We start from the raw sequence: 22,163 nt of genomic DNA on the forward strand, positions 1-22,163 counted from the left end.
AACCTTCGAGTTTGGAGCGAGTCCTAGCTCTTTAGCAAAAGCAGAAGGAATTCTGACGGCTAAGCTGTTTCCCCACTTTTGAACCTTAATTAGCATTAAACTTTCTCCTAAGAAGGTTTTAGTATAAACTATGTAGAGACGGAATGCTTTTCAAGATAGTATATCGAAGAAAACGGTATAACAAAGATTTTTAAAGAGAATACGCTTTTAGAAATCAATGATTTAGTGATAAAGATACTAAGGAATTAAACGGGCGTTTTGTGAGAAAATTCACAAGTTTGTTCTTGGGTTTGCATATATAAGCAATGTAGATAATAATGGTACGACCCCCTAAACCACTGGACAACTAAAGCGAGAGATTAAACAATCTCATAAAGGAGGCTAATCTGGAATATATGAGCTCTCCTAGAAGGTAAGAGGGATTGTCTAATGTTCGCTGATAATCGTACAATTTTTAGGGGGCAAAACTACTTCTTGGTGGAGAGGAATAATGAGAAAAGTTATCATTTGGGCAGGGGGTATTGCTCTGCTTCTTGTTGCATTCACGTTAGTTAGCAGATTTGTGGGAGAGAAAGAAAGAAATTATGTGCAGACTCAGAAGCCGAGAGAGAACCACAAATTCTCAATTTCCCAGCCTACAAAGCAGGGAAGTAAGTTAACCTCAAAATCAATTGCTGAATTTGTGCAGCCAAGGCCATCAAGAGAAGAAAAACAACCTATGCAGAAAAATGAAGAAAACGAAGGAAACAATTTGCAGTTACGTATAAACAAGTTGCAGAGTCAAATGGAAAAAGTGGGTTTCTCTTTCGTGGATACTTCAGAGACCGCAAAGATTTTTAAGTCTATAAAAGACCATAGTGGAAAAATAATCTTTGAAAATGGAGAATTAACGGTTTATCTTTTTGCTCCTGCTGATAAAGCAATTTCAAAAGATAAGCTTGAGAAGATAGTTTTTGATATTAGAAGAAAAATCAAAAGTGGTAATGTTATAGTCCTTTCTGAGGATGGTTTGTTCAAGGTTGTCACAGTTTATAGTCCTGACCTTTCTAAATCTCTAACACCTGACCAAATTGTTAAATTATTCCGTCCTGAAAATTTAGTAGCTTTTTCTTCCTCAAGGAAGATAAGGTTTTATTTTGACAAAACAGAAGTTATAACGGAGGATAAACCTAATATTAATAAGTTACTTTCAGACTTGGAATTTGCGGTTAGAAAAAGTGGTGCAAAGGTGAGTAAGATCATAGTTGAAGGACATACTGACAGTTTAGGTTCTGAGGAATACAATTTAGCTTTATCTCTTAGAAGGGCTCAGATTTTAAATGATGAATTAAGAAAAAGATTTAAGGATGTTCTTATAGTGAATATAGGGAAGGGTGAAAAGTTTCCAATAGATACCAATGATACTCCGGAAGGAAGGAAGAATAACCGGAGGATTGGTGTATCCCTTGAGTTTTCTCTATAAGTGGTTTATTGCTTTATGTCTCGTTTTTTCATTTTTCCTGAATGCAGAGGTTTTGTATTCTCAAGAGTTGACAAATTTAAGTTTAGTCAGAGTTCTTAATGATAACATTTTTGTCTTTCTTCCGCAGAGTATATCTCAAAACTTTGATGTTGAATGGTATGGAAAATTTATAACAATAGATGGAAGAAACCTAGTTCACGGCAAGGGCAGGCTTGTTTTTATAAGAAAAGATGATGGTTACAGAAGCGTCCCTTACAATGTAAGAGCAGAAGAAGGTTATATTGTTAACGATTTAGTTCTAAAGCCTAATCAGTTTTACAGATGTTTAGATGAGAACTGTGTCTTAAAAAGTTTGAAGATAGTTTTTAGTTATGTTCAAGAGGAAAAAACCATAGAAGAAGTTGCTACTTTTAATGGTGAGGTAGGTATATATGAGGATGTTCTAGTTCCCAAATTGGGAAAACTTGAATCAAGAAATTTTATCTACGAGGGAGAATTTAATAAAGGAGAGATTACCGGTTTTGGTAAATTTTGCTTTAAAAGTAAAGGTGTGTTCAGTTGCGATAATGCTTTGATTGTCCAAGAGGGTTTTTGGGAAAAAGGTAGATTTTTAGAAGGATATTTAAAAACTGCTTATTCGGATGGTGCTGTTTACGAAGGATGGAGCATTAACGGAATTCCAGATGGCTGGGGTAGGGTTTTATGGAGCGATGGAAGTAGATATGTTGGAGAATTCTTAGAAGGAAAAAAACACGGAAGAGGTTTTTACTTTTTCTCCGATGGTAGTTGGTATAGAGGAGAATATAAAAATGACCTAAAGGATGGGGAAGGTGAACTTTATATCAAGCCTTTAGCTGTTCATTATGTAGGACAATTTAAAGCTGGAAAGATTCACGGATGGGGCGAATTATACATCGGTAATGAATTTGTTTATATAGGTTCTTTTGAAAATAACTTACCTCATGGTAGCGGTTACTTGATTGACAAATCAGGTAACACTTACGAAGTCATTGTTAATAATGGAAATATCTTATTTGTTAACTCTACATCCCAAAAACTTTCGCTTTATCAGCTTTTCTCTTCTGAAGCATGGGCTTTTGGTATTCCTTCTTTGTCAGATGCTGTTAACTTCTTTTCAAAAAAAGTTCAAGAAGTCGCTGATTGGGTAGAGAAAAATAAAACTCACATAATTAATGCTACCAAAGGATGTATTGCTGGAGGGATTGGAGGAGCTATTTCTGGGGCTGCTGGAGGAGCTGTTGCTGGAGCTGTGGTAGGAAATGTCGTTGCAGGAGCAGCTGTAGGAGCTGCATGGGGAGTACTAAGCGGATGTTTAGATCAGGCTACTAAAGCTTTTGAAAAGAGTCTTTCGGGTGAAGATTACACACTTGAAGAAGCTTTTCAGTCCTTTGAGGATGAAGCCTTTAGTGCAGAGAATTTTGTTATGGGAGCAGTGGGAGGAGCTGGACGTGCTTTGAAGACTTTAAATTCTGCATCAAAGGCAGGGAAGATCCTAAAAAAGGGGAGCAAAATCTTACAAGTTGGGGAAAAAATTGCTGAAGTTCGCATTATAGAAAAAGCTGGCAAACCATTAATGCATCCAAGTGTAAGGCAGGCTATTTCTAAATTGTCGCAGCAAGAAGAAAGGGCTGTTAAAAAGGTTTATAGCTTCTTGTGCAAAAGGAAATTTATAAAAAGGTTTTGTAGAGAAGGAGAACCTTTTCCCAAAAATTTAACTTTATTTAGTTGGAATCTAGGAAATTTTAGTCCAAAAGGAAGAAAAGAAAAGGATAAGAGATTAATTTATGATTTTCTGGAAAATAGAAATGAGGATATTATTTTGCTTCAAGAGGTTATAAAAGCTAGAGATAAAAGCTGGAATGGTTTCTGGAAAAAACTTGCAAGAAAAACGAAAAGAGAATTAAAAGTGTCTAAACCAAGAGATAGAGGAGAAACTTTTGTTTTTCTAGCGAAGAAAAGTAAGTTTTCCTCTGTACAATTAATTGATAAAGAAGTGTTATCTACTTTACCATTAATAAGTCTTGGAAGGAAACCTGCTGTTGTATGTTTACAAATAAAATCTTTGGCGTCAAAAAGGAAAAAGAAAAAACTTAAGAAAAGGAATAACTATCAAGGACACTGCGATATAGCAGTTATTAACGTTCATGTTGATTTTACAATGAAAATGTTTGGAAAAAAGATAAAACCTATAAAAGTATTTGGAAAGAAAATTTTAAAAAAAGAAGAGTCGGAAAATAAGATCAGACTAACCAAAACGTTCTTTTCTTTATTATCAATTCTTCAAAATTTGAAAAGAAAGTTTTCTCCTAAAGTCATAATTATCGGAGGTGATTTTAACTTAGATCCTGATATCCTAAATATCCCAATAATGAAACTGTATCGGCCAGTAATCCAAGATATTACTACAATTGGTGGTAAGCGGTATGATAACTTTCTTGTTCCTTATTGGGTTGGATCCTCAGGAGAAGTTATATACAGTTTAGTTTGCCAATGTCCCACAGATAAAGTTCATTCCTTCGGACAAGTCTGTAAAGAAATAAATTCATACCAAGAAGTAGAGCAAATGGGGACATTTAGGGAATGTTATAAAAAACATATTAGTGATCATTTTCCTATAACTGCTAAATTACAGTGGATCTTTTGAGGAGGGAGTGTCGGAGGAGTATCACCCAAGTGTAAAAATTCCAAACATGAAGAAAGATTGGAGGCATGATAGAATTTACACAGTTCTATGGACACTCCCCGATTAAGGGAGATTTACCTTCCATTCTTTTAGTTTTTCGATTATGAATTGGCAAATGTCGTTTCTAAATCCATTACTGAAGTGTCTTGTAAGTATTATTTTCTCTTCAGGATAAAGTATAGTTAACTTATCTGAGTGTTCTTCTGCTTTTTTGTTTTGTAGCTGAAAGACTTCTATGAAGTCATTCCAGTGAGATTTTCCATAGCATATTACTGCTTGAGGTTGTTTTTCTCTAAAGAAGTTAAAGATTTTTTTAAATCTCTGCTCTTTGACAGCTATGTCATAATCCTTCCAATCTATTCCAAAAATTTCTTTGTAACAGTTGGGAAAGGATGATTTAAGGGACTTTTTACCTAGAGGATATAGATTAATGTTGCAGATTTTGCTACCTTTTCTCCATAGTTTGCTTTTTCTATATTTTCTCCATTCTTCTTTCCAGTTCTTGCAGGACTTACTTATGCCACATGCAATTTTTGCTATGGGATGGGCTATAGGGAATTTAGGTTCTTCTTCTACTTCTTCCATAGGAATAATGGGGCTATTAAATTCTCTTATTCTTTTTCTTATTTGAGATAGATCTTCTCTTTTTTCGTCAGAACACCACATTCCCGCTTCCTCAACCCCAACTGTCCATAGAACGGCATTGGGGTCTCCCCATCCTAGGTAATTCATTAATATCTCGAATTCTTTTGTAGCCATGATTGTTTCCTCCTAGGCTTTAGTTGATATCTTTACAAGTATATAAAATACTCTTGCTCCAATATCAAAGAACATATTGTAATTTCAATTTTTATGTTACTTTGTCTTTCCCGTTTGCAATTTTTAATTAGATTATGAAGGTTATTTACTAACTTAGATCTTCGGGATCTTATGTATTTATAAATAAGGTGTTTGAGCTTTTTGCTATTCCCTCTCAGGAAATCTAAATATATCCCTCTTAAAAACTTTAGATCTAGAGGATAAAGAATAAATTCTTTTTCTCCATTTTCTGAAATGGCGCATACTTCGAGGTATAAGTTGAAACTCATGAATTCTTTTTCGTTGTTAAGCCTTTTCTTTAAAAGGCTTTTTGTTAATTTATTCCTTAATATTAAGACTTTGGCCTCTAAAAATGGTAAATAGGTTTCGAGATCTTTCAAATTTTTGAAGTCCTCATATACAAGTTGATAATAGGACTTTAGCCTGTAAATTGCGTATTTAAGGTTGGGGATATTAGATCTGTATTCGATTCCTAATTCTGCTTTAACCCAGATAAGGAGAGATTCATAAAATTCGTCGAAGTCTAATTTTTCCTCAAATCTTCTGCTTTCATCAAAATACCAGCACATAGGTGTGCTGTAGCTGATTATATCTTCTGTGTCTTTGAAAAAAACGATTTCACATTCAAATTCGTAATCATTAATAAAACCTGAGTTGAGAAAACTTTTTATTTTCTCGTACTCCTTTTTAGACCTTTCAAAAATATTAGATGCTACTGTAAAAACTTTTTTCTCCAAGTCTGATTTTCTCATCTTAGCTTTAAGATAGTGGGGTTTACTTATTTATGCTCGTTTTATTGAAGCCTTGTGGCCGAATATTAATTTGATCATTTCTTTGGGGAAACTGTTGTCTACTTCGTAGAAGAATTCTCTGTTTTGTATTCCTATGAAGGATACATTGAATGTTCTTTCTTCTACTCCTTTGTTGGAAACAAATTTCATCCAGATCTTTCTTTTTCCTGAGAGAAAGGTTTTGGTTCCAATAACCATATTTCCTCCAATTTAATTTCGAACTGCCCTAAATATGATAGAAATTTTTTTAGACAAAGTATGTCTTATATTAGTGGGTTTTTAAATACTTTATAAGTTAAGTATTGTGCGAACTCTCCTTTTTCAGGATTAGGGCACGGTTTTACCAGTTAGCATTAATAGTAGATGCGGAGAAGGAACTGGTAGTAGGTTTGTTTTTCTTACGAATGGTAAGGGTAGAGTTGGAATGTTCCAAACATACGTCTGTAGAGAAGATGTCTTTATTGAAGCGGAAAGTTCCTTATTTCAGTGAGGAGTAATTTAGTTTTTGAAGAAGTTCTAGTCTTTGAGCAATAAACTCTTCAAGTTCTTCCTTAAAAAGGAAGAATCTCTTTTCATTCTCTTTTAGAGAGAAAGTTAACGTTGGAAATCTTTTTTTTAGGTCTAGCTCTTTGGCTTTAAGTATTATATTTTCTGTTGGTGGAATAATGTCTATCACTTCTTCAACTAAGAATCTGCTAGTAAATCTCGAACCTGTATATCCGACAAGATAGATTAGGTAGTTGTCTTTCTCTCTGGAAAAGAAAAATTGAGTAGTAAAAATTTGTGGAGCTTGGAAGTATTCAAGGGAAGGTTTTTTTGCAACTTTTATTCCAAATAGGAATGGTTTTTCTCTTTCTATATCGAAAGTTATGTTTTTGTATTTTTTAAAGAAGAACTCGGGAGTTTTTTCTTTTAGTTTTTCTAAGATATTTATTCCGGCTAGGAGGAAGGTTCTATAAACTTTGTTTTTAACGGCTCCTACATAAATAATGCCGTTGTAAACGAATATTTTAATTGGATAAATTTTAAAAACTTCGGTAGAGTTTTTATATCTGATTCTTAATGCTACTTTGTCTATAATGGCATTATGAATTTCGTTGAGTACTTCTTCTTTGAATTCTAGAAATTTTTCGAGAAATTGAGATTCATTAATGAAGGAATTGCTTATAATTTCTCTCTCTTGAAAAGAGAGCCTGTCGCTTAGCCTGAAGACTAGATCAAAGAAAGGAGAGAAAATGGATAGATTTTTGTAATTATTCGGAATGAAAGCGCTAAGAGTGAGAAGGGATATTAACTCTTTATCAGAAATTGAGGCTAGGTATGGGAGAGCTTTCTTATTTATTCTCCATTTTTGAGGAGTTCTTCCTTTAGCTTCTGTATCTTTAGACTCTATATAGCCAATACTTTCAAGAAAGTTTAAAGTTCTATTTAGCTTTCTTCGATCACTGCTTTTAGCAGAATCGCTTTTAAGTAGTCCTGTAGAAACTAAGTGTTTTTGGATCTCGGTTGTGGAAATATAATCCTTCTTCTGAAGAAGGAAGTTCAGAATCTCTATTGAGATTTGGAACTTTTTAGATTCAGCCATAGTGGCTCCTAATTTTTGTTAAAAAAACTAAGCTTTTTTACTTTCGTAACTAGTTCCATTTCTGCTTCTTGAGATTGGTATTTATAGTGTGTATTTCACGAGTTACTTCAACTTCCTGAACCTTTGTGACTTGTAAGTCATATTTTATCTTTTTTCTGCTTTATCTTTCTCTGTAGGTAAAGCAAGTATTCTAATTTAGAAATTAGACTTCTCTCTAAGGAGAAGAGATAAAATTGAATTTGCGTTTGAACTTTTTGTTGGATAAAGAAGGGGGAAAGTAGTGGCAAAGATAGGGGTTTTCTGGGTGATAGATGGTAAAAATATTGACGGTTATAAAGAATCTCTTGAAAGTGGAGAAATCTACGGAAATACTATTCAGCCAACTTTTGATCACTTTAGTTACTGGGGAAAGTTTGTGTCGCGTCATCCTGAATTCAAACTCCTCGAGTATGACGACCTGCCAAGAGGTAGGGTAGTATATGATAGGAAGAAAGGATGTTTTTTAATACTTTCGTCAAGAAAATTATTGGAAGATAAAGAGCTTATTAAGAGGATATCTCAATTTTTTGAGATTTCGGAAACTCCAAAGCTCGTGTGGGATGAACATTACGAGATTAGGAGATAAGATAGCTCTGTAAGAGTTAAATAAAACTAGTTGTCTTTTATCCGGTTTAATAAAAAGTTTTGATATTGAAACGATGGTTTCAGTAATTTTTCCTTGCGGAAAAGAAAAGCAAGAATTACTTTTATGGTTAGGGTTCCGGCGTTTGTGTCTGTGTGTATGGCGGTGCGTTCCGCCCGACTGGCCGCCGTAAGCGGCTGCTGGGGCTTTGGGTCTGTTCCACCAGCGGGCTTACAGGCCCGACAGGCAGGTTTATATGCCTGCGAGTGAACGGACCAGGGCGGCAGTCCGGCCCTAACAGGACTTTTTTAGACCTAAACTTTTTAGGGGTTTTCTTGTCTTCTTTCTGGAAAGGGCTGTTTTCGCGGCTTTTCTAGGGTTTTCTACTTGGATTGCTCCTTTTCTACGGGTTTTGGGTTTTCTACGCCGTTAAGCACGGAAGTAGCGTCTTAGATGCCCTTTTGTGGTTTAAAAGCCGGGATTACGCTGCTGTTCTCCGCTATATTCTCCCTTTCGCGGTTTCAGGGTTTTTTCTAGGAGTTCTGGTAGTTTCCCTTTATGTTTACCTGAAACTTGAGGATCTTTCCCGGTTTGAGGGGTTAGAAAGGCGAAAGTTAGAACTCCAGTCGGAGGTTGAGAGGTTATACCGGGAGATTAAGGAGCTTCGGGAGAGAATTGAGAGGTTCAAGAGTGAGGAGATTGATGTCGGGGCTTCTGTGAGCCGGCTGAGGAGAGAAAGGGATGCCCTTGTTCGTAAAGTTAGGGAGCTCAGAAAGGAGGCTGAGAATCTTGACTCACTAATCAGCAGGGCTTACGAGGAAGGGTACAGAAAGGGTAAGGATGAGGCTTACGGAAAAGTTATAGCAGAGCTCCGGAGTTTGAGGGCACAGAAGTCAGCTCTCATGAGGCTTTTTGACTCAAATAGGGAGCTGAGGGAAATCTTTAGAAAAGTTACGGGTAAGCGTTTGGGGCAGTTCTTAAAGGAAGCTAAAAGGAGCGTTAAGGATGAAGGTCTATGAGAGGTTTCTTAAAGCCTGTTTAGGGAAAAAAGTTTTAGTCCGCTACGGCAGGTGTTCTCAAGGAAGGTGCGAAATTCAGGGGGAGCTCCTTGCCTACGACAACCTCTGCCTGCTTCTTTTGGTTAGGGAAGGAATTGGCTCAAGGAGCTTTGAGAAGCTGGTTCTCATAAACAAGAAGGAGGTGGAGAGTATAGAGATTGTCGGCAGAGAGAACGTACAGGAGTTCTGGTGGGCTTATGAAAAGTTTAAAGGGAATTAAGAAAAATTCGGGACTTACCTACGCCTTAAAGTACGCCGCCGGGGTTTTGAAGCAAGGGATAGGGATTTCAAAGAGGGAGGTCTACAGAAAGTTCGGCGGTAGGTCTCCTTTGATTCACTCTTACTCAACCTTTAACCGCTACATGGGAATAGTCAAGCAGTTTGTTAACTGGGCAAGGGAGAGGGGAGTTAACAGGCTGGATAAAGTGATTCCTGAAGTGGTTAGGGAGTTTCTCCTCTCCAAGGCCGGCTACTGTTCCCAGAAAACTCTTAAGGTGAACGCCTCTGCCTTGAGAAAGTTTTTTGAGGTAGTGGGAAGACCCGACATTTCCGAGGAGATAGGGAGGAGCTACCAGGAGATTTACTCTGAAGGCAGGCAGTCTGGGAGAGCTCTGGCCTTTGCCCACCCTGAGAGAGTTATCTCTAACCTCAAAGAAGAGGTTCACAGGGTTATAGCGGAGCTCCAGCTCCTAACCGGAGCAAGGGTGGGGGACGTTAAGAAGATGGAGCTTCTTCCCCTTGAGAAGAAGGTCGTTATAAAAAAGAGCAAGGGCGGGAGGACCAGAGAGATAGACTATTCAGACAGGCCCGAGGAGTTTGAGAGGATTAGGGAGTTCCACGGGAGGCTGAAGGAGCTTTTAAGGGAGAAGGACTGGAATTCCGTTAGGAAGAGCTACTACTCCGACCTGAAGAGAGCGGTCGTTAAGGCCGGCGAAGTTTACACGGGCTCCCACGCCTTTAGGGTCAATTACGTTAAGAATAGACTTCAGGAGCTTAAATCTCAAGGGTATTCGGAAGATGAAGCCCTCCAGAAGATAGAGTATGAGATAGGGCATTCAAGGATTGAGATGAGTGCTTACTACGCAGGAGGCTGATGTGCTTGTAGCAAAATCTGTTAACGGGATTTTAATTCGCATAACTGAGGAGAGACTTAATCACGTGTATACGGGACACCCTGAGATGAAAGGCTGTGAGAACTTGATAGTTGAGACTATAGAAACTTCGGATTTAGTTTTAGAAGGAGATTACGGGGCTTTATTTGCTGTTAAAAAGTACGAAAAGACGCCTGTGTCTGAAAATAAATATCTTGTTGTAGTTTACAAGGAGAGTTCTAATGACGGCTTTCTTATAACTTCATACTTTACAAGAAGATACGCTAAGTGGAGGAAAGTATTATGGCAACGGTAAAAATTCCGACTAAAACAGAATCTGTAATACACTACGATAAAGAGGCCGATGTTCTTTATGTTTCATTCGGAAAACCCCGAAAAGCCGAAGGAATAGATATCGGGGACGGGACTATTCTGCGTATAGACCTGAATACGGAAGAAGTGGTTGGAATAACTCTTTTGAACTTTAAGAAACGAACAGAAGACGAAAAGGTAGGTTAATCCCTTGACCCGCAAGGACTTGATAGATAAAGTTGCTGAGGAGTTCGGGATTAAAAAGAAAGACGCTGAAGCCGTTGTGAAGTTTTTGTTTAAAGAAATAACGGAGGCTCTTAAAAAGGGAGAAAGGGTGTCAATTCAAGGGTTTGGAGTCTTTGACCTAAAGGAGCAGAAGGAGAGGAAAATCAGAAATCCCCGCACGGGAGAAGTAATTGAGGTTCCTAGGAAGAAGAAGGTTTACTTCAGACCCACTTTTAAGCTGTAGAGTACTGTAATATCCTGTTTGCTGCTTGGTGTTAATGTACGGCTTATTTGTTAGTTGTCTTGAGGACTTCTTCAACGAACTCTACGGGAACCTTTAGGACTTTAGCTATTTTCTCTGGTGAAAGCTGGAGTTCTCTGTGAAGGTTGATAATGTCCTCTTTCTTGGCTTCCAGTTTGCCTTTTTCAAATCCTTTTTTAACTCCTCTCTCAAGGCCTTCCTGAAAAAACGGGTCCTGCTTCATCATCTCTTCAGTTATGGTTATGGGCATCCTTCTCTCCTCTAATAACCGTTTAAGTACCAATTTTAATTTAGGTCTGTACTGGAGCGCTGTAAGGAGCTTTCGTATGTAATCAGCTCTCTCTTTCTCCGGAAGCTTAAGGAGTTCCTCTATTAGGCGGTTAAAGTAAGTTTCTGGGTCTTCAACGCTGCACAGGACTGCGAGGATTTTGTCTTCAATCTGCGGGCTTTCCATCAGCTCCTTGCAGGAAAGTTCCTTTATGTCCCTGAGCTCGTAGCTGTAAGTGAGCCGTTTTCTCCTTATGGAGTTTTCCATTCTGGGAGCTCCCTCGCCCACGTGTAAAACCATCTGATTGATTTCCTTATCAGGGTAGGCCTGCATTAAGAGCAGGTAGTACTTTAGTATTCTGATGGGCATCTTTTTATCTGAGTAAGTCTAGAGTTCTAGGTGAAATATTGAGCCGTCCTTAAGTTCAGCCACAAAGTTTGCTTTTCTTTCCTTTACACTGGGGAAGGGTTGTCTAAGATATTGTATTGTTAAGTTAACAATCATTGTAATAGGTTTGACAGGCAGGATTTATTAGGTAAAAGCAAAATTTCCTCCAAGAGCCTATAGTAGAGCACTATTAGTGATATTGTTGAATACGCTATGGTTATCACCACTAATGAGCTTAGAAGAAGAGAGGTAAAAAGAAAATCCTGTCTCTTTCTGTAAGATGAAAATGTATAAATTTTGGTCAATTAGAGAAATTTTTTTATAAAATCAGGAAACTCACTTACTTTTTTAACTTTTTCATTGTTTTTTAAAAATTCCTTTTGTTCGTATACTTCATCAGCAACAAAAATGTATGAGTTATAATCCTCTGTGATTACTTTTACTTTATCTTCGGTTAAATCAATACCCAAGGTAAAAACAATAGCTAAGTCTACATTTTTCGATGGCCTATATTGTTTGTATCTTTCTCTCTGTGTTCTTTTTGCGCCTATACTAATCTTTTTGTCATTGATAAATATTAGGAAGTCATGTTCTTGTCCATTTTTTTCTTCATGTACTTTTCTTTGAATTTTTTCTCTGTCTATTCCGCAAGCAAGAAGAAGGTTTTCTATTCTGGTCTCGTAGTTATCACCAGAGAGAGATGTGTCTGATTGTTTTACGGATTCAAATAGTATATTTTGGAACTGTGATGATAAAAGTTCATAGGTTTTCTTAATTTCAGCTTCGAATTTTTCTTGACTGTCTTCTTTTATTAGTTCACTCAGATTTCGATAAATTTCCTCAGGTTGCTCGGAGAATATAGCTATAGCCACTCTTGAAGCATAAGGTCTTATAACATCTACTAAATCGTATTGGAGTTGAAGTTTCTTTACAGGATGAATTTCTTCTTTTGTCTCTTCTTCAATGTAATCTTCCATACCTAGATTTTTTAGAACTAATTTCTCAAATAATTTTTCTCTTTTTGCTTCAAGAATTATTTCTTTTATTTCTAAGAAATAGAGGCTTGTAATTAGTACAAGAAGATGTTTCCTTAGTTTCTTAATATCTGTTGATAAAGTGTTGATAAGTAGTAGTGTAGTAAAAAAAGATGTTTTATATTGAGAGAAAATTTCTTCAAGTTCATTTTTTAAATCTCTGATTTTCTTTTCTTGAGAAAATGTTCCGAAGTTATTTGAAGATTCGATGTTTTCTATAAGCTTGAATAATTTCTTCCTTAAATCTTGTCTTTTCTTTCTGGATTTTAAAACCTTAATTGCTTCTTTCAGGAAGAGATATCCTAGAAGCACCGAAGAATCTATCGGTAGATTTTCGATAGATAGTTTTATTTTTTTTCTTCCCATGATAGCAATTCCTCCAGCTTTAAAGAAAGTGCATTAGAAATTCTGAACAAAACCTTTAAAGAAGGGGTTTTCAGGCCCCTTTCTATTTGGCCGATGTAAGAGATGTCTATATTGCACAATTCGGCTAATTTTTCCTGTGTTAATCCCTTTTCTTTTCTTAGTTTGGCTATCCTTTTTCCCAACTGTTCTCTAAATCTTTCAAAGTTGTCATTCATACTTAAAGATGATATTCTTACAAATAGTCAAAGTTAACAGACTATTTGTAAGAATGGAGGTTGCATGTTTCGAGTTCTAGACCTGTTTTCCGGAGCGGGTGGGCTCGGACTGGGGTTTGAAATGGCCTGTTCGCAGGGTAGAGAAGGAGAACATGGTAAATATTTTAAAGTGGTTGCCGCAGTTGATATAGATGATTGGAGCTGTTTTACTCACAAGTTTAATTTTCCTGACTCTGTGACCATTTCTGCTGATATAAAAGATATAAAAGGAGAAGATATTTTGCAGTTAACTGGTGTAAAAGAAATTGATATTATTATTGGTGGCCCTCCATGTCAGGGGTTTTCTAATATAGGAAGAAGTGCAATAAAAGGACTTGCGGCTAAAAAAATAGGAAAATGGAAAGAAATAAAAAATATAAGTCACAGATTCATTGATGATCCAAGAAATATTCTATATAAACATTTTGTCAGGTTAGTTTCTGAATTACAGCCGAAATTTTTTGTTATGGAAAATGTTAAAGGAATGATGTCATATATGAATGGTGAAATAGTTGAGCAAATAAAAGAGGATTTTAAAAAAATAGGGTATGAGGTTGAAGCTAAAGTCTTAAATGCAGCAGCGTTCGGGGTTCCGCAACTAAGGGAGAGGATTTTCTTTATAGGAAATAATTTAGGGATAAAAATATCTTTTCCTGAACCTACTCACTATTTGCCTGCTGAAGAGGATTCGCTTTTTAAGAGAGGCAAGTCAAAGTTCTTGACGGTTAAAGATGCTATTTATGACCTGCCTTACATAGAAGGAGGGGAGGGTGAAGAAGTTATGGATTATGACAGTCCTCCATTGAATAATTATCAGAATTATATGCGCTCTTATCTTTTAAATAATGGGATAATCGAGGATAAATGTTTTAATCATAGAGCTAGGTTTGTCTCAGAAAGAGATAAAAAGATTTTTGCTTATTTAAAACAAGGGATGTGGTATAAAGATTTGCCCGAGGATCCGGAATTAAGGCCTTATAGATCGGATATATTTCATGATAAAATGAGGCGAATGCGAGAGGATTATCCATCTTGGACTATCGTGGCTCATCTCCATAAAGATGGATATATGTTTATTCATCCTACTATAGATAGGACGATAACAGCCAGAGAAGCTGCGAGACTGCAAAGTTTTCCGGATAAGTTTGTTTTTCTAGGAAATGTAGATATTATAGGTGGTGATGAAAATAGAAAAAAAAGAATATTAAAAAAGTACGGGAAAATTTTTCCTATATCTAGAACACAGCAATATAAACAGATAGGGAATGCCGTGCCGCCTCTTTTAGCTCGAGCTATTGCTGAGCATATTTTAAAACTTCTATCTTAGGAGAGTTCTGGAGTGTGCTTTGAGAATGTGATTGCTGAGTTTTTTTATCTTAGAAAGAGACTGCAGGAATGGGGAAAACAACACTTGAGGAGCTATCCATGGAGGTTTTCGAATGATCCCTATGAAGTTCTTCTTGCGGAATTTTTTCTACGGAGAACCGGTCCTAAACAAGTTTTGAGTATATATGATGAATTTTTTAAAACTTTTCCTGATTTTGAAACCATTATAAAGGGAGATAAAAACCTTCTTGATTTTTTATTGCATAAGCTAGGCTTGCACATTCGTAAGAAACAGCTTATTGAAATGGTTGAGTATATATTATTAACCTTTGAAGGACAAATTCCATGTAGAAGATCCCTCTTATTACGTATACCTGGTGTGGGAAGTTATATAGCTTCAATTTTTAGATGTTCAATATGTGAATGTCTAGACCCTCCTTTAGATGCCAATACTGTCAGGATTGTTGGAAGATTTTTTAATTTTCCAATTAATGACTCTTCCCGTCGGAATAAAAAGTTTCGCAATGCTTTAACTCTACTAATGGAACCTGACCAACCTCGGTTTTATGCATATTGTCTGATAGATCTGGGAAGTATTGTATGCAAGCCGCATAAACCAAATTGTCTGAATTGTCCTTTAAATCCAGCATGTTGTTATGCAGTCAATATTTTATCCTGATTAATTCATCATTCTAAACGAAAATTTTTTTCTTCGGGACTTAAGGTAAACCTGAAAAGTTTTGGCTTTGCTATTAAATGTGTTATACTGTATTTAACAGTAAAATGAGGTGTTCATGGTTATTACGTTAGCTCACCAGAAAGGGGGAGTAGGAAAATCAACGGTGGCCACTAACCTTGCCGTTGAAATGAGACTCCCCGTAATTGATTTGGATTCCCAGCACTCCTGCTATTTGTTTTCTGTTTTGCGAAGAGGAGAGCATTGTAAAGAGCTCTCCGTTTATACTCCTGAAACCGTTGATGAGCTTGAAAAGGTTTTAAGGGAGCTGGACGGACAAGATTTGATAATAGACAGCGGCGGCTACGACAACGACCTAAACAGGTACGCTCTCTTGGTTTCCGATCTTGTTATTACCCCTGTTGCTCCCAGTCAAATAGAGGTTTTCGGCCTGCTCAAATTTGTAGAGATAGTTAGGGAGGCTTTGAAAATTAATCCCAATCTGAGGGTTTACGTTCTTATAAACAATGCAGACCCTCGGAGCTCCAGAGAGAATAGGGAGCTTGAACGGTTTATAGAGAGTGAGGAGAGTTTTAACCTGATTAAAACAAAACTTTACAGGCGGGCAGACTACCGCCGTGCTTACTCTGAAGGTCTCAGCGTTTGTGAATACAATCCCAGCGGGAAGGCTTGCAGAGAAGTTAAAAATCTCGTTTCAGAATTAAATGCTTTGTTATAAAGTATTTAGCATTATATAGCACTAAAGTAATGTGTTATGCTATGGCTGATTTTAGATTACTGTGGAGGAGAGATGTTCAAGAAGCTGGACCCTAAAGAAGAGGCCAAAAAATTTGTCGAAAAGGCTGACCTGAAGAAGAACAGGAGCTCAAGAAAAAGAAGCGAAACCTATATAGCTGTTTACTTTTCTAAAGAGGAGAAGGAGAGAATACTTGAGCTCGCAAATGAAAAAGGCTTAAGTGCCTCAAGCTTTATCAGGAGTATTCTTAAGGAGTTGAAAGTGATTTAAGCTGATTTTCTATCTAGGAATGAATTTGTGGCTTATAATAAGAGTGAACCTTAAAAAGTAGGGGTGGACGGCACCCACCCCACTAGGAAACTTAGCCATGCGATTGGTGGCATCACTAGCTAACAAAATAATAGTCGGGAACGCGAAAGAAGTCAAGCTCAAAGGTTTTATCATGGTGGGTGCCGTCCTTCCCCTTGAGAGGAGGGAAGGATGGCACAGGTGCAGGTAAGACAGGCACTCCCTCTCTCCTTAGAGGAGAGGAGAAAGCTCAGGAACCGACCCCCAATTTGGTTGATTCCCCACCTGTCCAATGACTACAACAGGCAGTTCGTTTACCTTCTTCAGGCCTATGACCCTGTATTGGATGAGATAGTAGGGGTTTACCCGTTTAGGACTTCAGAAAGCTTTGAGCTTATGCTCTCAGACCTGAAAGCTCGAAATCTATGGCCTTTGGTTTCTCCAAACCCTGTTTACGTTCCTAAAGAATTCTGGGCTGAGTATAGAAGGATTGCTTACTTTGACCCCGAAGCAACCGTTAACCTTGCAGTCAGGTATGACCTTTTAAAAGATGAAGCTATCTATACTTTCAACCTTCTCGTGATGGATATAGACAGCCCGTTTAGAAGTGTTCTACCGGCTTGGAGAGAGCTTCAGGAGTTCTTAAGCCTTTATGCAGGCTACAGAGTGTTTAAAACCAAATCAGGCCGTTTTAGGGCTTATCTGAAGCTTGATGGAACGAAGGACCTTAAAAGAGCGAAAGAACTCCTTGCTATTATCTACGCCTTCTTTGAAAGGAGGGGTCTCAGACCTGACCCTTCCTTTGTGGGAAGGCTTAACCATCCTGTTTTCTACGAGGACTACCATCTGTACAGGTATGAGTTAGTGGAAGATGTGGAAGGAGAGCTTTCCTTCTATGGCCTCTACCGCAAAGTCAAAAAGCTCCAGAGGAAGCTTAATCTCTGGACTTTTAAGGGTAAGAACCTAACTGAAGGATTCTGGGGAATAAAGGCTCCTCAGAGGAAACCTAGAAAGGAATGTAGGATTATTAAAGCTCCCGGCTTTAGGAGAAAGCTTAAAAAAGAGCCCCTTGATAATTTTGATCTTTGGAAGCGGGCTGTTTCCTCTCTTGCCCAAAAGCATTCCTCTCGCCGGTATACCTATGTCATTCAGCCTGCTGTAGGCTGGGCCAAGTATTTGGAGCTTCCAAAAGATGAGGTGACTGAGTTCCTAGTGGAGCTTCTTGGTGAGGAAAAGAGAAAAGATGTAGAGAAGGGCTGGAGGTACGTCTGTGATTTTGAGTTTAACTTACCGGGTAGCCTCCGTTGGGCCGGTAAAGTGAAGGAAGAGTGGGAAGGAAAGGTTATTGCAGAACTCCAGGTCAAAGGAAGTGTGAGTAGACAGGAGCTCCTGAAGAGTGTCTTTTATAACCAGAAATGGCTCTGCGACCTTATAATGGATGACCTTGTTGAAAAGGGCATTGTTCTCTGTGGTTTCATTCGTCACGGCCGGGGAAGACCTAAAAAGGTATTTACTCTTTCCCGAGCAGTTAAAGAGCCTCTCAGGAAAGTAGTAAGCCTTGAACTTGAGCTAGCTCTTATAAGTCATGGGTTTAAAGATTCTGGATACAAGGATGAATATTTTAGCCAATATATTAACTCTCTCTTAGAGAGAGTTATAGGTGGTGGTTGGAAGGGAGAAATAGAAAGAGAGTTAGAAGTAGTTAGTTATGACAATACTTGTTTTGGGGGTAATATGGGAGTTTCTGTAGATGGAGTTGTTTTGAAGGCTTTTGCTGATAGGTGTTTATCTTTTGATCTGTCTCTTCTTTCTGGTCGTGTTGTTAAGGGTGCTTGGGTTGCAAGGTTTTCCGAGGAGAAGAAGAAAGTTGTTGTTTCTGGGGAGGTTTTCTCCTTTCAGGATCTTGCTAGTTTTAACTTTAGGGCTAAAGAAGCTGTCAGGTTCTATAAGGAGGTTTTGCCGGAGCTCCCTCGGTCCTCTTTTTTGGATAGGTTTGAAGGTAAGACCATTTACATCTACCCTTATGGAGCTCCTCCTGAAAAGTGGATTTTGGTTAGAGCTTATCCTTATCAGTTTCTTCTTCATCGGGTTGAGAGAGTTAGAATGCCTGACGGTTCCTTTCGCAAGTTTCACTGTTACCAGTTCAGGTACAAACTCTCCCTTTCGGCTTACACATTTTTTAACCTTTACCCTGAAGAGCTGATTAAGGAAGGAGAACCTGTTGGTTCTCACAGGGCTGGTAATTGGAGGGAAGATGCGAGGGAACTGGTGAGCTATATCAAGGAAGAGTTTAAAAGGAGCGGAGAGAAGGAACTCCTCTTAACTCTTGCTTTAAAGGACGGAAGGGAGATTACTGGGGTTATGCAGAAGTACGAAGGGTATAAGAAGTTGAGATTTGTTTTAAAAGTTCCCCAGAACCCGATTAAAAAGATAGCAATTTTCAAACATGCAGTTGATGACTTCTGGGTGGAGTAACTGGGAGCTCGGGAGGAGCTCTCGGTTTATCTAATAAGTTTCAAAAGGGGAAGTGAGCTTACTCTTGCTCTGTAGCCTGCTCTTCTTCCTCTTTAGCTCTGTTCTTAGACTCCAGCATAGAGGCAATCTCGGCGACTGTGGAACTCTCCAGTTTCTCCTCTATGATGATTCTTATCAGCCTGTTTAGCTTCTGCTCGTTGTTTCCGGCTATTCCCTGGAGGATGTAGTAAAGCCTTTTGGGAATGGAGAGCCTAACTGTTTTGTTTGTTCTCTTGCCTGTTCTTCTGCCTCTGGCCATTTTTTTCTTCCTCACATTTGAAGTTTAATTTTGATTAAAAAATTATACTTAACTACTAAGCTTTAAGTGGGAAAAATTGTGTTTCTGTTTAAGTTGTAGGATTTTCGGGATGGCCTTAATAATTATTTAAGCCTTGGTTTCTAACAGGATAATGAACCGTCTAACCATCTTCCTTACTCTTCAATATCGAGATTGAACTGTAAAGATTAATGACAGCTAGAAATCCCAAAACGATGTATCCGAAAATGCTAAGTACTAACATTTCTTTCTTTTCTCTCCCTGCTTAAGAAAGCCGTCCCACGTGTCTAATTTTAAATATTTTAAGTTTTTAAAAGCTGAGATGGGAACGCTAGAGGTTAGCTTGATATAAAAGCTTGGTTTAAATAAAAACTGAATTAAGTATTAACCTTCTGTATTACTGCTATTCTGAACTGGGCAGTTTTGAGAAGAGAACCCTTGACGGGCTAATTTGAGGAGGTTCTTTAGAAGTTTTGGGGATTATGGGGGAAGTATTCTTGATTCTATGCAAAATCGGAATCTTTCCGTAGATATGCTCTCTTTCTTTGCTTTTGAGAGATTCCGATGTGGGAAGAGAGCAGAAGATAAGGGAAGTTGCAGGTAAATCCTCGCTTCAATGTCTCTAAATCGGGATGAAGGGTAAAATAGCAGTAAAAAGGGAAAGTAAACCGGTTGGAGCGCGAAAAGCTTTGTTAGAAAACAACAAATCTGTGGTTTCATTGATTAGTTACTAGGGTGGGTTAACCTGCAAAGGAGCTCTCTAAAGACAAGAGAAATCTTCAGGAAATAAGGGAGTTAGAGGAGACGGTTTACGATGGACTTGATTAGGGACGGTATTTACCTCGCCAAGTTAAGCCCTTCTAAAGGAGTGGAACCGGGGAAAAGGATAAGATGAGGAAGCCTTAGCTTTTCAGCCTTTCTCCCCGCCTTTTCAGGTAGCTCCATAGAGTTGAATAGGGCACTTCCAGAATTTTAGCTATTGAGGAAATAGACACCCCTTTTTGTCGGAGTTCTCTAATCTGCTCCCAGTGTTTATCCAGAGGCGACGAGAAGCTCCCTTTGGGTCTACCTAAAGGTTTACCCTCTGCCTTTCTCCTTTTGAGGGCCTCCTTCGTTCTTTGGCTGATTAACTCCCTTTCTATTTCAGCAGCTATGGAGAAGGCCATGGCGAAAACTTTGCTCTGGAGGTCGTCTTTTAAGACCTGCCTGTTTTTAACGACGTGGAGCTCTACCCCTTTGCGAAGGAGTATGGACAGGAGCTCCATAATCTCCAGCATAGACCTACCTAGACGGGAGAGCTCGGTGATAATGAGAATGTCCCCTTGCTGGAGCTCCTCAATCAGCTTCCCTATTTTTCTTTCCTTCCAACTCTTACGGCCTGATACGGTCTCCTCAACGAACTCTACGTTTCCCAGCTTGTTATCGTTGGCGTACTTGAGGACTTCAAACTTCTGGTTCTCAAGTTCTTGTCTGTCTGTGGAGACTCTAAGGTAGGCGTAGGTCATTATCTTCCTCTAAGTTCTCCAAAATATTTGTAATCTCTTCTTTTAAAGCGGGGATTGAATTGTTAACTACATCCCACACCAGTTCGTAATCAACTCCGAAATATTCGTGGATAAGTACGTCTCTCATTCCCGCAATCTTTTTCCAGGGGACTTGTGGGTAGTTATTTCTAAATTCCTTTGGGAGATTTTTAACAGCTTCCCCTATTATCTCTAAACTTCTAACGAAAGCTCTTTGGAGAATCGGGTCGTTTATAAAGGCTTCTTTACTCAAGTTTGAAGCGTTGCTGATTAAGAATTCGCACTCTTGAAGAATGTGTTTTAGGAAAACCTTAGGGTGTGCCGGTTTCACTAGAAGACCTCTACTATGTGTTTCTCTATATACGGTTTTAAGAAAGGACTCATTCCTTTATCTGATACGAGGTCAACAGGCAGTCCTGTAATTTCCTCAAGGTAGAATTTCAGGTCTACAAATCCCAGTAGGTCAATTTTTCCGCTTAATGAAACAAGGATGTCCAGGTCGCTGTCTTCCTTCTGTTCATTTCGGGCGTAAGAGCCAAAAATTTTTAGATGCTTGACGCCGTACTCCTTACGAAGTTTCTCTTTATGCTTTAGAAGGAGGTTTACTATCTCCGATAGACTTTTAGCAGTTTTATAGGATTGTTTTCCAGTGGTTCCCATTAACTGCTCCTTTTAAACATAAATAACCTCAGAAAAAATACTCTTTCTTAGTCTTGGTTTAATAGCTCTTTCCATTACAAGGTCTACTTTGCAGTTTAACTTTTCCTCAAGAAACTGTTTAAGTCCTACGAAGTCAAACAGAGTGAACTTAGGCCTTTGGACCTCTATCAGGATATCAACGTCACTGTCTTCTGTGTTGTCTCCCCAGGCAACGGAGCCAAAGAGTCCGAGCTTAACTACTCCGTACTCCTGCTTTAGTAGAGGTTTTAACTCTCCTAGTTTTTCAAGGATTTCTTCCCTTTTTTCTAAGCGGGGCATTTAATCTCCCGAACAACGGTTTAACCAAACAAAAGTAGTTCTATCTTATCTAGAACTTCCTTTAGGACTTCTTCAGGAGTTACTGTTATAAACGAAGCTTTTCTGGTTCTCCAGTCTAAACTGCGAACCTGGTCAGAGAGAATAACCCCCTCAAGAGGACAATCAGGAGGTAAGGGAACTTCAAAAGGATAGCCCTTTTGTTTGGAAGTTACGGGACAAAACAGGCCTAGACCGGTTTTTTCATTGTAGGCCTTAGGAGATAGGCAAATAGCTGGTCTCCTACCTGCCTGTTCGTGTCCTGCTTGAAGAGAGAAATGGAGCCATAGGAGGTCTCCTCTATCGGGGACGTATCTACCACTCCTCTTTTCCAACTTTATCTCCCCAGTCTACTTCTTTATGAAGATTTTGAGGTGTTATCTGTGAAAGGAGTTCTTCTAGTGTTTGTCTTTTGGGCTCAATTACCAATTTGCCGTTCTCAAATTTCATTTCAACCTTCGAGTTTGGAGCGAGTCCTAGCTCTTTAGCAAAAGCAGAAGGAATTCTGACGGCTAAGCTGTTTCCCCACTTTTGAACCTTAATTAGCA

The 22,163-nt window shown here is 38.3% G+C and carries 28 protein-coding genes; 13 read left to right on the forward strand and 15 right to left on the reverse strand.

Annotation, left to right across the window (positions count from 1 at the left end):
• On the reverse strand, positions 1–96 hold a 96-nt coding region (locus C7457_RS09000), incomplete at its 3' end, for an AbrB/MazE/SpoVT family DNA-binding domain-containing protein (protein WP_121172028.1).
• Positions 97–490: 394 nt separating this feature from the next.
• Between C7457_RS09000 and C7457_RS08570 the strand changes: the two genes are divergently transcribed.
• Positions 491–1,462: an OmpA family protein gene (locus C7457_RS08570; protein ID WP_121172030.1), complete on the forward strand. Its 972-nt coding sequence runs from the start codon at positions 491–493 to the stop codon at positions 1,460–1,462.
• Positions 1,437–4,127, forward strand: a complete 2,691-nt coding sequence (locus C7457_RS08575) for an endonuclease/exonuclease/phosphatase family protein (RefSeq protein WP_170137403.1) — start codon at positions 1,437–1,439, stop codon at positions 4,125–4,127. Before C7457_RS08570 ends, C7457_RS08575 begins: the two co-directional genes overlap by 26 nt.
• Before the next feature lie 102 nt (positions 4,128–4,229).
• On the opposite strand, the gene C7457_RS08580 is transcribed toward C7457_RS08575, so the two are convergent.
• The 4 genes from C7457_RS08580 to C7457_RS08595 form a co-directional block, all read right to left on the reverse strand.
• The gene (locus C7457_RS08580) at positions 4,230–4,925 is read right to left on the reverse strand and encodes a hypothetical protein (RefSeq protein ID WP_121172034.1); all 696 of its coding nucleotides are present in this window, start codon (positions 4,923–4,925) and stop codon (positions 4,230–4,232) included.
• A 32-nt stretch (positions 4,926–4,957) separates the two neighbouring features.
• Positions 4,958–5,737, reverse strand: a complete 780-nt coding sequence (locus tag C7457_RS08585; RefSeq protein WP_147422193.1) for a hypothetical protein — start codon at positions 5,735–5,737, stop codon at positions 4,958–4,960.
• 30 nt (positions 5,738–5,767) lie between these two features.
• A complete protein-coding gene (locus tag C7457_RS08590; RefSeq protein WP_121172037.1) occupies positions 5,768–5,974 on the reverse strand; it encodes a hypothetical protein in 207 nt (68 codons plus the stop codon).
• Between the two features lie 280 nt (positions 5,975–6,254).
• Positions 6,255–7,361 (reverse strand): WYL domain-containing protein, encoded by a 1,107-nt coding sequence (locus C7457_RS08595; protein ID WP_121172039.1) that lies wholly within the window; start codon positions 7,359–7,361, stop codon positions 6,255–6,257.
• A 280-nt stretch (positions 7,362–7,641) separates the two neighbouring features.
• Here C7457_RS08595 and C7457_RS08600 point away from each other — a divergent pair, with 280 nt between their 5' ends.
• From C7457_RS08600 to C7457_RS08630, 7 genes are all read left to right on the forward strand, one after another.
• Complete coding sequence (locus tag C7457_RS08600) at positions 7,642–7,986, forward strand: hypothetical protein (protein WP_121172041.1); 345 nt, start codon at positions 7,642–7,644, stop codon at positions 7,984–7,986.
• Positions 7,987–8,375: 389 nt separating this feature from the next.
• Positions 8,376–9,002: a coiled-coil domain-containing protein gene (locus C7457_RS08605; RefSeq protein WP_121172043.1), complete on the forward strand. Its 627-nt coding sequence runs from the start codon at positions 8,376–8,378 to the stop codon at positions 9,000–9,002.
• A complete protein-coding gene (locus C7457_RS08610) occupies positions 8,989–9,261 on the forward strand; it encodes a hypothetical protein (RefSeq protein ID WP_121172045.1) in 273 nt (90 codons plus the stop codon). The genes C7457_RS08605 and C7457_RS08610 overlap by 14 nt, the downstream gene beginning before the upstream one ends.
• Positions 9,239–10,135: a site-specific integrase gene (locus C7457_RS08615; RefSeq protein ID WP_121172047.1), complete on the forward strand. Its 897-nt coding sequence runs from the start codon at positions 9,239–9,241 to the stop codon at positions 10,133–10,135. The genes C7457_RS08610 and C7457_RS08615 overlap by 23 nt, the downstream gene beginning before the upstream one ends.
• Position 10,136: 1 nt before the next feature.
• Positions 10,137–10,448 carry a hypothetical protein gene (locus C7457_RS08620; protein ID WP_121172049.1) on the forward strand — a complete coding sequence of 104 codons (312 nt, stop codon included), beginning with the start codon at positions 10,137–10,139 and terminating at the stop codon, positions 10,446–10,448.
• On the forward strand, positions 10,436–10,651 hold the full coding sequence (locus C7457_RS08625; protein WP_121172051.1) for a DUF2283 domain-containing protein: 216 nt from the start codon (positions 10,436–10,438) through the stop codon (positions 10,649–10,651). Before C7457_RS08620 ends, C7457_RS08625 begins: the two co-directional genes overlap by 13 nt.
• A 4-nt stretch (positions 10,652–10,655) precedes the next feature.
• Positions 10,656–10,913: an HU family DNA-binding protein gene (locus C7457_RS08630; RefSeq protein ID WP_121172053.1), complete on the forward strand. Its 258-nt coding sequence runs from the start codon at positions 10,656–10,658 to the stop codon at positions 10,911–10,913.
• 43 nt (positions 10,914–10,956) lie between these two features.
• Here the strand turns inward: C7457_RS08630 and C7457_RS08635 are convergent, their stop codons facing one another.
• The 3 genes from C7457_RS08635 to C7457_RS08645 form a co-directional block, all read right to left on the reverse strand.
• Positions 10,957–11,568, reverse strand: a complete 612-nt coding sequence (locus C7457_RS08635; protein WP_121172055.1) for an RpnC/YadD family protein — start codon at positions 11,566–11,568, stop codon at positions 10,957–10,959.
• 323 nt (positions 11,569–11,891) lie between these two features.
• Positions 11,892–12,986: a PDDEXK family nuclease gene (locus C7457_RS08640; protein WP_121172057.1), complete on the reverse strand. Its 1,095-nt coding sequence runs from the start codon at positions 12,984–12,986 to the stop codon at positions 11,892–11,894.
• A complete protein-coding gene (locus tag C7457_RS08645; protein WP_211321845.1) occupies positions 12,968–13,168 on the reverse strand; it encodes a helix-turn-helix domain-containing protein in 201 nt (66 codons plus the stop codon). The genes C7457_RS08640 and C7457_RS08645 overlap by 19 nt, the downstream gene beginning before the upstream one ends.
• Before the next feature lie 97 nt (positions 13,169–13,265).
• On the opposite strand from C7457_RS08645, the gene C7457_RS08650 reads away from it, so the two are divergent.
• From C7457_RS08650 to C7457_RS08670, 4 genes are all read left to right on the forward strand, one after another.
• Complete coding sequence (locus C7457_RS08650; RefSeq protein WP_121172061.1) at positions 13,266–14,567, forward strand: DNA cytosine methyltransferase; 1,302 nt, start codon at positions 13,266–13,268, stop codon at positions 14,565–14,567.
• A 793-nt stretch (positions 14,568–15,360) separates the two neighbouring features.
• A complete protein-coding gene (locus C7457_RS08660; RefSeq protein ID WP_121172065.1) occupies positions 15,361–15,981 on the forward strand; it encodes an AAA family ATPase in 621 nt (206 codons plus the stop codon).
• 72 nt (positions 15,982–16,053) lie between these two features.
• Positions 16,054–16,269, forward strand: coding sequence for a plasmid mobilization protein (locus C7457_RS08665; RefSeq protein ID WP_121172067.1), 216 nt, complete (start codon positions 16,054–16,056; stop codon positions 16,267–16,269).
• Between the two features lie 210 nt (positions 16,270–16,479).
• Entirely contained in the window at positions 16,480–18,762 is a 2,283-nt protein-coding gene (locus C7457_RS08670) for a hypothetical protein (protein WP_121172069.1), read from the forward strand.
• A gap of 58 nt (positions 18,763–18,820) precedes the next feature.
• On the opposite strand, the gene C7457_RS08675 is transcribed toward C7457_RS08670, so the two are convergent.
• The 7 genes from C7457_RS08675 to C7457_RS08705 form a co-directional block, all read right to left on the reverse strand.
• Positions 18,821–19,060 carry a hypothetical protein gene (locus tag C7457_RS08675; protein WP_121172071.1) on the reverse strand — a complete coding sequence of 80 codons (240 nt, stop codon included), beginning with the start codon at positions 19,058–19,060 and terminating at the stop codon, positions 18,821–18,823.
• Between the two features lie 920 nt (positions 19,061–19,980).
• The gene (locus C7457_RS08680; protein ID WP_121172073.1) at positions 19,981–20,583 is read right to left on the reverse strand and encodes a recombinase family protein; all 603 of its coding nucleotides are present in this window, start codon (positions 20,581–20,583) and stop codon (positions 19,981–19,983) included.
• Positions 20,564–20,932 carry a HepT-like ribonuclease domain-containing protein gene (locus C7457_RS08685; protein ID WP_121172075.1) on the reverse strand — a complete coding sequence of 123 codons (369 nt, stop codon included), beginning with the start codon at positions 20,930–20,932 and terminating at the stop codon, positions 20,564–20,566. The genes C7457_RS08680 and C7457_RS08685 overlap by 20 nt, the downstream gene beginning before the upstream one ends.
• Complete coding sequence (locus C7457_RS08690; protein ID WP_121172077.1) at positions 20,932–21,261, reverse strand: nucleotidyltransferase family protein; 330 nt, start codon at positions 21,259–21,261, stop codon at positions 20,932–20,934. The genes C7457_RS08685 and C7457_RS08690 overlap by 1 nt, the downstream gene beginning before the upstream one ends.
• Before the next feature lie 12 nt (positions 21,262–21,273).
• On the reverse strand, positions 21,274–21,579 hold the full coding sequence (locus C7457_RS08695) for a nucleotidyltransferase family protein (protein WP_121172079.1): 306 nt from the start codon (positions 21,577–21,579) through the stop codon (positions 21,274–21,276).
• Between the two features lie 20 nt (positions 21,580–21,599).
• Complete coding sequence (mazF, locus tag C7457_RS08700; RefSeq protein WP_121172081.1) at positions 21,600–21,950, reverse strand: endoribonuclease MazF; 351 nt, start codon at positions 21,948–21,950, stop codon at positions 21,600–21,602.
• Positions 21,931–22,158 (reverse strand): AbrB/MazE/SpoVT family DNA-binding domain-containing protein, encoded by a 228-nt coding sequence (locus C7457_RS08705; protein WP_121172083.1) that lies wholly within the window; start codon positions 22,156–22,158, stop codon positions 21,931–21,933. Before C7457_RS08705 ends, mazF begins: the two co-directional genes overlap by 20 nt.
• Positions 22,159–22,163: the final 5 nt, after the last annotated feature.

The organism is Thermovibrio guaymasensis (assembly GCF_003633715.1).
In the GTDB taxonomy this organism is placed as follows: Bacteria; Aquificota; Aquificia; order Desulfurobacteriales; family Desulfurobacteriaceae; genus Thermovibrio; species Thermovibrio guaymasensis.